Below are 11,711 nucleotides of genomic sequence, written 5' to 3'. Positions count from 1 at the left end.
GTTCAGCCCTGCGCTCAAGCGTGCTGTCGTTTCCCTCGGCGCGGGCCGCCGTKCCGGGAGCCGCCCTGAACCGGTTGCGGTGGTCCCTGGACTGCGGCGTGGAGATCCCCCCGGTCCAGCTGCTGCACGCCGCTGTCGCCGCKAACACGGCCCTGGATCCTGTGACTGCCGCCCGGGCTGCCGGGGCCATCCGGGACGTCCGGTTCCTCTCCGAAGCACGCATCCAGCTGGCGTATTCGAACTACATCCTCGGGCACCCGGAGGCCGCCGTGGCATCCCTGGAGTCCGCGCAGCCGCTACGCGCCGGACGGTCGTCCTATCTGGCCGCCCTGCTCGCGGCCCGGATCGGGTCCGCGACGCCGGGCCGGAGACCGCACGCCGACGCGGGAAGCCCGCCCCCGGGCTCTGTTCTGGCCCTGGAACCGCTGTCCGCTGGGGAACCGCTGTCCGCTGGGGAACCGCCCTCCGCTGTGGAGTCACTGGCGCTGCCGGCCGTGCCGTCGACGCAGCCTTCGATACTCGATCCGGAGGAACAGCTCCGGGACGGGGCCGCCGCCGCGGGACTGGCCGCAGAACTGATGAGCCGCACGTGGGACAGCCGCTTCCTGGGAGCCGGAACCGGGTTGCGCGAACTCATTGAATCGGCCGGCACCAATCCCGAAATCCGTGTCCCGGCAGTTTCCCGCCTCGCCGAACTCCTAACGGCTCAGGGGCGCCTGCGGACAGGGCTTCGCCTGGACGGCGAGGCATGGAACGGCGCCCGCAGCGCGAGCGTKGCGCTGCCCCTGGTGTATGAGGACCTTGTAGTACGCCACTGCCTGAACCTGATCCGGGCAGGGGACTGGGACGGCCTGGGACAGGTCCTGGACGATTACGCGGCCCGCGAACCCGGACGGCTGCTGTATAGCGGCGGCATGCTCCACCTAATGCGGGGGTATTCGAGGCTTCGCCAGGGCAGGATGCGCGAAAGCCTCGCCGAAGTGCGGCTGGGCGTGGAAGAACTCACCATAGCCGACCCCCTCAACCTCCTGCCCTTCGCCCATGCCGTCGCAGCCTACGCGGCTGCTGCCGTCGGACGCCACCGTGAGGCTGGCCRGCATTCGCTGGCCTACCGGCTGTCGGACTACCGGGAGCCGACGACCCTTCGCCTGCTGGCGGAGGCGTACTGTCTGGCGGYGGACCCGGGAGACGGGCTGGACGGGAACAGTGCCCGTGCCCTGGCCCGGCTGGCGGATGAGGCGCTGCGCGAGGGTCTGCGGGGCGTTGAAACCGATATCAGGCGGCTCGCGTTCCGCAGYGGCGACACCTCGGGAGCCGAAGCCCTCGCGCTTAGCAGCAGCGCAGTGGACGGCCCGGAGGCGCGCCTGCTGGAGTCCTATGCGCGAGCGGTTTCGGCCTGCGACGCTGCCGACCTCATTGGCATCAGCGACGACGCGCTCAACGGCGGCCACGGGCTCCTGGCCCTTGAAGCCGCCCAGCAGGCGGAGCGGATCCTGGCCGACGATCCGGACCGGTGGAGGCTTACCGCAGTCCAGCGCAGGGTCCATCACCGCCTCGTCGAAGCCGGGATGTCGGCACAGCTGGAGCTCGTCCATAACGATCATGGCGCCGCGCTGACCCCCCGGGAGGCCGAAGTCCTGGAACTGGTGTCCGGCGGTGCCACGAACGGCGAGATCGCCGCCGCCCTGTGCGTATCGCACCGGACCGTGGAGGGTCACCTGTCTCGGATCTTCGCCAAGCTCGGCGTCGGCCGGCGCGCGGACCTCCTGGACCTCGGCACGCCGCACCCCTGACACTGTACTCCCTGGCTCCCGCCACCTCTGACCGGCCCGCTGACACCCCGGACCGGCTCTCGTGAGGCCATGACGGTTTGCCGTGCCCTCCCGCACACCCCCTCCGGCACTTGCGCCCACACCTGGGCCCCAGGCTGCGCGGGCGGCCGCGTACAGCACGGGTGGCCCGGAGTGCCGGCGGGAGTATCCCCAAGTAGTGCGGCCGCAAACGCGCCGACAGAAGTCGGGTAAACGMTACTCGTGTGTAGATCCGGTCCGGGCGATTGACTTAAGTCAGTCCCACGAACAACTCACAAAGGTCTCAAAATGAGGAACTTCAGGGCGGTAATCKACCGCGGGTATGACCTGCAGGAAAGTGTGGCCTCAAAATCCATCTTGCTTGCGGGAGCAGCCACTGCCACCATTAGAGGTGGTCGTGCCATTACCTCCCTACACCGAACTCCTTCATTGGAATCGTACGGTGCCTTCACCGGCAGCCGTGCGCCAAGGTMGGAGCCGGCGGCGTCAGAGCCTTCTGAGACCGAGGCTCTCCCCCCAGCCGCCGCCGGCTMCCTTAACCGGTCTGCACCCGGGTCCGCGCCGCTGAGAAACGCGGACCCGGCATGAGCGCCGTCGATGAGCGCCGCCGGGGATACCGGTCACGGGGGAGCCGCCTGACGCGCCGGACCCAGCCGGTCCTGGCCTCGAGCGCCGGACCGCTCGGCCAGCCCTGGGCCGCCGCCGACACAGGCCGCAGCCAGAACGCTCCGGCCGCACTGGCGGCCGCGGAGCTGGTGGACTCGGGCAAGTCCTGGGCCAGACGCTACCGCCGCTGGCTCCGCATCACGGACGCCGCCATCGTCGCGATCGCCGTCGCCGCCGCCTACGCCTTCCACTTCGAGGAAGGCGAACCTGTTTTGTCCCGCGGCGGAGCGGGAGGTTCGTACCTTGCCGTCAGCATTGCCTTCGTCGTGGCCTGGGTCCTGGCGCTCGAAGTGCACMGTACCCGTGAGGAAACCGTCCTCGGCATCGGCTCCGAGGAATACAAGCGGGTACTCGACGCCACCCTGGGGGTCTTCGGCGGGATCGCCATCATCGTGATCGTCGCCGGCATCGATGTGGTCCGTAGCCACTTTGCCCTCGCGCTTCCGGCCGGGGCCCTGCTRCTGCTGATCAACCGGTGGCAGTGGCGTGGCTGGCTGAACCGCCAGAGACTCTTCGGCCACTACCTGTCCAAGGTGATCGTCGTCGGGGAACCGTCGGACGTCGAGTACGTGATCCGGMAGTTCGGCAAGGTCTCAGGAGCCGCCTACGAGGTCGTGGGGGCAGCCCTGCCCGCCGRCTACACCGAAAGCCACGTGCAAATTTCCGCCCAGAGGGTTCCCGTCCTGTGCGACGTCGACTCGGTCGCGGAGAAGGTCGCCGAAACAGGCGCGAACGCCGTGGTGGTGGCGGGACGGCTCCAGGGCGGTACCCGCTCCATCCGGCAGCTGGGGTGGGCCCTGGAAGGCACCCGCGCCGGCCTCGTGCTGGCCTCGAGCCTGACCGACGTCGCCGGTCCCCGGATTCATTGGCGTCCCGTTGAGGGACTGCCCCTCATGCACGTGGAACTGCCCCGGTTCACCGGCGGCAAGCACACGCTCAAACGGCTCGTGGACATCGTGGCATCCGCCGCGGCCCTCCTGATCCTCTCACCCCTGCTCGGCGCCCTGGCCTGGATCATCATCCGCGACAGCARGGGACCGGTGTTCTTCCGCCAGKAGCGGGTCGGCCGCAACGGCGAGCGGTTCAAGATGGTCAAGTTCCGTTCCATGGTCACTACCGCCGAACAGGACCTGGCGGCACTGCGGGACCTTAACGAGGGAGCGGGACTGCTGTTCAAGCTCAAGAACGATCCCCGGATCACCACCTGCGGCCGCTGGCTCCGGAAGTACTCGCTGGATGAGCTGCCGCAGTTCTGGAACGTCCTGAGGGGGGACATGAGCCTGGTCGGGCCACGGCCTCAGCTGCCCTGTGAAGTCGAGGGGTATGAGGGGGACGTGAGCCGGCGGCTGCTGATCAAACCGGGCATCACGGGTCTGTGGCAAATCAACGGCCGGTCCAATCTGGGCTGGGACGAGAGCGTCCGATGGGACCTCTACTACGTGGAGAACTGGTCTTTGACCGGCGACATCATGATCCTGTGGCGAACCTTCAGGGTCATTCTTCATCCGGTGGGGGCCTATTAGACGAACTAAACGCCGGTACTGGGCCGGCGTCGAACGGGAAGGTAGCAGTACACCATGGGTCTCAAAATTGGATATGCCCCGGGGGCGTTCGATCTCTTCCACATCKGGCACCTCAACATCCTCAAGCACGCCAAAAGCCAATGCGATTACCTGATTGCGGGAGTCGTGTCCGATGAAATCCTCGAGCAGGTCAAGGGCAGGTTGCCCTTCGTCCCCCTCGCCGAGAGGATGGAGATCGTCGGCAGCATCGCCTACGTGGACAAGGTCTTCGCCGAAGTCGTCCCGGACAAGCTCCAGGTCTGGGAGGAACTTCGTTTCAACGTCTTCTTCAAGGGCGACGACTGGAAGGGCACCCCCCAGGGCKAGCGGCTGCAAGCGGCCTTTGGCGCCGTCGGCGTCGAGGTGGTCTATTTCCCCTACACCGTCCACACCTCCAGCTCGGCCCTGCGCACGGCACTGGAACTGATCAATCAGTCCGCAACGCCGTCGCAGCTGCGGCACGGAGCACGGCGGTGAGCGGCCTACACGTGGCCATGGTCGGGACGCGTGGCGTCCCCGCCCGCTACGGCGGCTTCGAAACCGCGATCGAGGAAGTCGGCCGGCGCCTGGTGCAACGCGGACACCGCATTACCGTGTACTGCCGGGACCGGGGCGAGGGAACGGATAAACCCGCCGAGCACCTGGGCATGGAGCTTGTCCACCTGCCGGCGATGCACAGGCGGTCCCTGGAGACGTTGAGCCACACCGGTCTCTCGGTCGCCCATCTGCTCCGGCACCAGCCGGACGCGGCGATCCTCTTCAACGCCGCCAACGCACCCTACCTGCCGGCCTTCCGGATGGCCGGCATCCCCGTGGCCACCCACGTCGACGGGCTGGAGTGGAAACGCGCCAAGTGGGGCAAGGGCGGCCAGAAGTACTACCGGACGGTCGAACGGCTCGCCGTCAGGATGTCTGACGCGCTGATCGCCGACGCCGTCGGGATCCAGGACTACTACCGGCAGAAGTTCGACGCCGACACCACCTATCTCGCGTACGGCGCACCGCTGCTGGCCAAAGGCAGCGTGGAGAAGCTCGCGGCACTGGACCTCACGCCGCAGGGCTACCACCTGGTGGTGGCCCGGTTCGAACCGGAGAACCACGTCCACMTGATAGTCGACGGGTTCGTCCGCAGCGGATCGAAGCTGCCGCTGATCGTGGTGGGTTCGGCCCCGTACTCTAACCGCTACACGAGCGCCGTCCACGACCTCGCGGACGGCAGGGTGCGCTTTATCGGCGGGATCTGGGACCAGGAACTGCTGGACCAGCTGTATGCCAACGCCCTGGTCTACTGGCACGGCCACTCGGTCGGCGGTACCAATCCCTCGCTCCTTCGCGCCATCGGCGCAGGAACGGCGACCAACGCGTTCGACGTCGGGTTCAACCGTGAGGTGCTGGAAAGCTCCGGCCGGTATTTTTCGGACCCCCAKGACGTCGCCGAGCTGGTTGCGGACGCCGAGGGCCCCCACTCCGATGTGGCCGCGCGGGGACAACAAGCGCGGCTGATCGCGCACCGCTTCAACTGGGACCTGGTCGCGGACGGCTACGAGGAGCTCTGCCGTGACCTCGCCCGCCTGCGGGTCCCTTCGGCCCGCGGCGCCTACCGGCAGCTCCCGGCGTCGGCCCAGCAAAGCATAGGGGCCGGCCAGTGACTGCCATCAACCCGCACGTCGACGGTGCTGCCGCCGGGTACTGGGACACGGTCAGGGCCCTGGCAGCCGGCCAGAAGACGGCCGCGCGCAGCGCTCCGGCCTATTCGCGCTACATCAACCGCCGGCTGGGGCGGCTCCTGGCTGCGGCCGCGCTGCGGGCAGGGCTGAGCCCGAACGCGGTGACGGGCATCAGCGCGGTCTTCACCTTCACCGGGATCGCCCTCCTGATGGTCTTTCCGCCATCGGGCGCGCTGGGCATCGGGGTGGCGCTGTGCCTCGTGGCCGGCTACGCCTTTGATTCGGCCGACGGCCAGGTGGCCCGGATGCAGGGCGGCGGGTCGCCCGCCGGGGAGTGGCTGGACCACATGGTCGACRCCGTCAAGACCACCCTGATGCCGCTGGCGCTCGCCGTCGGGCTCTACCGCTTCGGCGCCGTMGAAACCTGGTGGCTCCTGGTTCCCCTGGGMGCCGCGGTGGTGTCCTCGGTCCTGTTCTTCGGCATGATCCTGACCGAACAACTCCGGCGGCAGGCCGGACGGGCGTCCGTGGCGGACCCCGGCGGCCGCTCCTGGATCCGTTCGCTGCTCGTGATCCCGATGGACTACGGCGTCCTGTGCCTGTCCTTCCTCAGCTACGGCGTGCTGCCCGTCTTCGTCAGCGTCTACACACTGATCTTCGCTGCCACGGCCGCGTTCCTGGCGCTGGCGTCAGTGAAGTGGTTCCGTGAACTCGCCGCCGCCCAGCCGGTTTCCCGGCCTGCGCCCGAGCAGCCCGTTACGAAGGGAGCCCGGCCATGAACAAGCCGGCCAACACCCCCGCGGACAAGCCGAAGACCACCCGCCGCGCACGCCTGGTGGCGACGTCCCTCGGAGTTTGTGCACTGCTGGCGATCGGCGGCGTCGCCTGGGCTTCAGGACTGAGCTATTCCGCCGGAAGCAGTGCGGCGCCGGGAGCCCGGCCCGGGACCACGGTMGGCACTCCCGCCGCCGGATCCCCGGACCCGGCTGCAGCTTCGGGCGCACCGGCCGCCGGTGCACCGGCTGMCGCTTCAGGTGMACCGGCGACGGCGCCGACCCCGTCCGGGCCGCCGGAGGTCAACCCCGCTCCCGTGAACCGGAGCGGCAAATCGGACCAAGAGCTCGCCGACATCGCGCAACCCACCGCAGCCCCGGTGGAACTGACGGCCAAGAAAGCGGTCAAAGTCGGCGTGTCGGCGACCATCACGGACATGACGGCCGTCCAGGGCGTGGCCACCGGCATCGGCGAAGTGGCCGGGCCCGCCGTGCGGTTCAAAGTCACGGTGGTCAACGGCACCGCGGCGCCGATCTCMCTTGACCGGGCGCTGGTGGATCTGAGCTACGGCAAGGAAGACTCCCCGGCGGGCCAGCTCAGCGGACCGGACCCTGTGGCCTTCCCGGCAAGCGTTGCGCCGGGCGCCACCGGCGCCGGGGTGTTCATCTTCGCTGTCCCGCTCGACGCACGGGACACCGTCAAGATCCACTTCAACCTGGAAGCCGAGACGCCAATCGCCACGTTTGCCGGCCGCGCCCCGTCCGGKAACGCTCCGTGACGCCGGCACCCGGCGGGCTGCCMGMGACGGCTCACCGCCGTATCGTCCGGCGGGCGCGCAAGGCAGCCAAACGGGTGCGGGCCGCGTGCGCCGTGGCTTACCTGCGGGGGCGCAACCTTCTGGCCCGGGGGCCCGTCACGGGGTCAGCCGGCGTCGTGGTATCCCTAACCACCTATGGGGACCGCATCCGTTCGGTGTCAATTGGGATCGAGTCCATCGCCCGGGGCACGGTGCGGCCCCAACGCCTCATCCTGTGGATGGATTCGCCAGAAGACATTGCTGCGTCCCCGGCGTCGCTGCGCCGTCTTCAACGCCGCGGCCTGGAAATCTTGGTCACCGCCAATTACGGACCGCACAAGAAGTATTACCCCTACGTCGCATCCACGCCAAGGCACACCGTGCCGCTCGTGACGGCGGACGACGACGTCGTCTATCCACCGAACTGGCTGGCCCTGCTGGTGGACGCAGGCCGGCGCCACCCGGATGCGGTGAGCGGGCACTGGGTCAGCATTATGGGGACCTCGGGGGACCGGGTCAACGAGTACACCACGTGGGCGCGGGCCCGCGACACCGCCGTGCGGCCCGCGAACTTCACGATCGGCGTCTCCGGCGTCATTTACCCGCCGGCGATGCTTCAGGAGCTGCGGCTGCGCGGCGAGGGCTTCCTGCACTCCTGCCCGCGGGCCGACGACATCTGGCTGAAATGGGTGGCACTGCGTGCCGGTATTCCCGTGCGCCAGATCGGGCCGGTGCCCCGGCACTTCCCACTTATTCCTGGTACCCAAGGCCAGGCACTGATGAGAACAAACGTGGGAGAGAACCACAATGATCACTGCATTCGAGGCCTCTTTTCGGCCGAGGATGTGGCGGCGCTGGGTKCCAGCGCCGCCAGTCATCAACTGAACTGAGGGGACAAGAAGATGCTCAGGAACGCAACGCTGGGGAGCGCTCGGGGGAGAGGGGCAAAGCCGCCCGCCGGCCCGGCACCGACGCCGGCACCCGCCACAACCACGACTGCCTACATCACCGCCTTTTACACCACGGTGGGGACTGCTGCGAAAAAGACGCTGGCACTGCTGCTGGCCGCCGCGCTGGCCCTGTMGCTGGGACTCCTCGGAAGCCAGTCCGCCGCGGCAGACACCGCACCCGCGGATCCGGCCAGCCCCGCCACCCCCGCCACCGTCTCCGCCGACGGCCTGCCGACCGCCCAGATCAACGGCGTCGCCTGGACTCAGGTCGTCATCGGCAACACGGTGTTCGTCGGTGGCAATTTCACCGAGGCCCGGCCCGCCGGTGCCGCCGCCGGCACCGGAGCCGTTCCGCGGAACAACATCCTGGCCTACAACCTCACCACCGGAGAGCTGCTCACCACCTTCACTCCCAGCTTCAACGGCGAAGTGACGGCACTGGCAGCGTCCCCCGACGGATCGCGGCTGTATGTTGGCGGCTCATTCACGGCCTACAACGGCTCCACCGTCTGGCGGGCCGTCGCCCTGAACCCCGCCAACGGTGCCCTGATCACCAGCTTCCTGCCGCGCATGTCAGCGTCGGTCCGCTCGATTGTGGCAACMTCCACCACCGTCTACCTCGGCGGCCTGTTCAACGCCGTCGGCTCCGTTACCCGGGACAAGCTCGCCGCGGTCAGCGCCTCCAACGCCGCGCTCCTGCCGTGGAACCCGGTCGCCTCCGGCGGCCGGGTCAACGCGATGACCCTCTCCCCGGACGGCGCCAGCATGGTGGTGGGCGGGGCGTTCACGTCCATCAACGGCTCCAGCAATCCCGGGTACGGCGTGGCCAAGGTGGACACGTCCCTGGGCACAGTGCTGCCCTTTCAGATCAACAACATCGCCCGCAACGGCGGCAGCACGGGGGCCATCACCACCCTGGCGTCCGACGGCGTCAACGTCTATGGCGCCGGCTACACCTTCGGGCGCAGCAGCACCCTGGAAGGAATGTTCTCCGTCAAATGGGCGGACGATTCCACCAACTGGCTCGAAGACTGCCACGGGGACACCTATTCGATCCAGCCACTCGGGGACGCGATCTACCTGGCCGGCCACGCGCACTTCTGCGGCAACATCGGAGCCTTCCCGCAGGCCGAGCCCTGGCAGTGGAACCGCGGCATCGCCTTCAGCAAGAAGGCCACCGGCACGGTGACCGCCGAAAGCCACGGGTACACCAAMTTCGCCGGGAACCCGTCGCCGTCGCTGCTGGCCTGGTTCCCGATCCTGAACACAGGCACCTTCACGGGCCAGGACCAGGGCGCCTGGACGGTGTCCGGCAACGCGGACTACATCGTGATGGCCGGCGAATTCACCCTTATCAACAACCAGCCGCAGCAGGGTCTCACCCGGTTCCCGCGGACCGGGCTCTCGCCGAACCTGCGCGGACCGCGGCTGAGCGGCGTGAACTTCAACCCGACGCTCTCCAGCCCCGCGGCCGGCACCGTGCGGGTCCGCTGGCAGGCGAAMTGGGACCAGGACAATGAGAACMTCACCTACGAGGTGCGCCGCAACGGCGCCGTCATCTCCACCGTCAAGCAGGCCTCCACCTTCTGGAACCGGCCCGGCATGACGTTCCTGGACACCGGCCTGACCGCCGGCCAGAGCTACGGCTACCGCATCTACGCCCGGGACGCCTTCGGCAATGAGGCCCGCAGCGAGACCGTCACCATCACGGTTCCAGGGTCCGTCACAGCACCGGGAAGCTACGCCCAGCAGGTCCTGGCCGACAAGCCCGGCAACTACTGGCGCCTCGGCGAAACCGGCGGGGCCACCGGTGTGGACCTCGCGGGCAAGGACGACCTCATCGTCCGGCCCGGCGTCAGCTTCGGCGCCGCGGGCGCGGTGACCGCGGACTCGGACACGGCCGCCACCTTCAACGCCACTACTGACGGAGTCGCCGCCAGCCCGACGCTGTCCGTCCGTCCGCAGGTCTTCAGCACCGAGGCCTGGTTCCGGACCAACACCACCCAGGGCGGCGAGATCATCGGCTACGGCAATTCGCAGACGGGTGTGTCGGCAGACTTCGACCGGAACGTCTACATGGACAACACCGGCCGGATCTACTTCGGCGTCCGGCCGACCGGCTCCAGCGGAACCGGCGCCCGGATCACCGTCAACACGACCAAGGCGTTCAATGACAACCAGTGGCACCACGTCGTGGCGACCCTTGGCCCCAACGGGATGCAACTGTTCCTCGACGGCGTCGTAGCAGCCGGGCGGACCGACACCACATCCGCGTGGCCGATCGACGGCTTCTGGCGCATCGGCGGCGACAACCTGACCAGCTGGCCCAACCGGCCAACGAGCCGGTACCTGAACGGCCAGATCGACGACGTCGCCATCTACCCGACCGTACTGCCGCTGTCCCGGGTGCAGGCCCACTTCGTGGCCTCCGGCCGCACCGTCAACGCGCCGCCCGCGCCTCCGGTGGCCGGGTTCACGTCAACGGTCAACGGACTCACGGCGTCGGTGGACGGCACCACGTCCTCGGACGCCAACGGTCCCATCGCCGCCTACGCCTGGGACTTCGGCGACGGCGGAACCGGCACCGGGGTCACGGCGCAGCACACCTACGCGGCAGGCGGCACGTACACGGTCCGGCTGACGGTGACGGACAACACCGGCAACACCGCCAGCGTCGTGCAGACCGTGACCGTGGTGGCCCCGCCGGCCAACGTGGCCCCGACGGCGGCGTTCACCTCCACGGCCAGCAACCTTGCCGTCGCCTTCAACGGCTCGGGGTCCGCGGACTCGGACGGGACCGTCACCGGCTACGCCTGGGATTTCGGTGAYGCCAGCACCGGAACMGGGGCAACGGCGTCGCACACCTACGCCAAGGCCGGCAGCTACACCGTGAGCCTCACAGTAACCGACGACGACGGCGCCACCGGCACCGCCAGCCGGACGGTCAGCGTCACGGCCCCGGCATCCAACACGGTCGTCGCCGCGGACGCCTTCGGACGGACTGTCACCGGAGGCTTCGGCACGGCGGATACCGGAGGAGCCTGGACGGTCTCAGGAGGCAGCACCAGCTTCGCCGTGAACAACGGCTCCGGTGCTGTGACCCTCGGGGCCGCCGGCGCCAGCCGGAGCGCGTTCCTGAACTCGGTGTCCACGGCGGCGTTCGACGGAACCGTCACGGTCTCCGCCGACAAGATCGCCGACGGCGGCGGAATGTTCGCCTCCCTGCTGGGCCGGCGGGCGAACAACAACGACTACCGGGCCAAGGTCAAGGTCGGCAGCAACGGTGCCGTGTCGCTGTACCTCACCCGGGTCATCAACAATGCCGAGACGACCATTGCCGGGCCCCTGGCGATTGCCGGCCTGACCGTGGCCGCCAATGACCCCCTGATGATCCGGCTCAGCCTTACGGGCACGGCGCCGACGGCGCTCAGCGCGAAGGTCTGGCGGGCATCGGCAGCCGAACCGGCGGCCTGGCAGCTGAGCGC

At 68.7% G+C, this 11,711-nt stretch carries 8 protein-coding genes; all 8 read left to right on the top strand.

All coding sequences use genetic code 11. The features are described 5' to 3' along the window. Nucleotides 1–1,793: helix-turn-helix transcriptional regulator (locus AC1DBQ_RS17675; protein ID WP_476929755.1), on the top strand; the 1,793-nt coding region annotated here is incomplete at its 5' end. Between the two features lie 602 nt (nt 1,794–2,395). After that, on the top strand, nt 2,396–4,000 hold the full coding sequence (locus AC1DBQ_RS17670) for a sugar transferase (RefSeq protein ID WP_476929754.1): 1,605 nt from the start codon (nt 2,396–2,398) through the stop codon (nt 3,998–4,000). 54 nt (nt 4,001–4,054) lie between these two features. After that, complete coding sequence (locus AC1DBQ_RS17665) at nt 4,055–4,516, top strand: FAD synthase family protein (protein ID WP_476929753.1); 462 nt, start codon at nt 4,055–4,057, stop codon at nt 4,514–4,516. A 17-nt stretch (nt 4,517–4,533) separates the two neighbouring features. Next, nucleotides 4,534–5,688 carry a DUF1972 domain-containing protein gene (locus AC1DBQ_RS17660; RefSeq protein WP_476929756.1) on the top strand — a complete coding sequence of 385 codons (1,155 nt, stop codon included), beginning with the start codon at nt 4,534–4,536 and terminating at the stop codon, nt 5,686–5,688. Then, on the top strand, nt 5,685–6,485 hold the full coding sequence (locus tag AC1DBQ_RS17655) for a CDP-alcohol phosphatidyltransferase family protein (RefSeq protein ID WP_476929752.1): 801 nt from the start codon (nt 5,685–5,687) through the stop codon (nt 6,483–6,485). The genes AC1DBQ_RS17660 and AC1DBQ_RS17655 overlap by 4 nt, the downstream gene beginning before the upstream one ends. Beyond that, nucleotides 6,482–7,258, top strand: coding sequence for a hypothetical protein (locus AC1DBQ_RS17650; protein WP_476929751.1), 777 nt, complete (start codon nt 6,482–6,484; stop codon nt 7,256–7,258). Before AC1DBQ_RS17655 ends, AC1DBQ_RS17650 begins: the two co-directional genes overlap by 4 nt. A gap of 155 nt (nt 7,259–7,413) precedes the next feature. Next, complete coding sequence (locus AC1DBQ_RS17645) at nt 7,414–8,166, top strand: glycosyltransferase family A protein (protein ID WP_476929750.1); 753 nt, start codon at nt 7,414–7,416, stop codon at nt 8,164–8,166. 12 nt (nt 8,167–8,178) lie between these two features. Further along, nucleotides 8,179–11,711 (top strand): PKD domain-containing protein (locus tag AC1DBQ_RS17640; protein WP_476929749.1); only part of this gene is annotated, 3,533 nt, incomplete at its 3' end.

Source organism: Arthrobacter sp. 10T413_2 (assembly GCF_056394205.1).
Note: the sequence above shows the minus strand (reverse complement) of the source record. Positions and strands in the feature narration are given on the sequence as shown.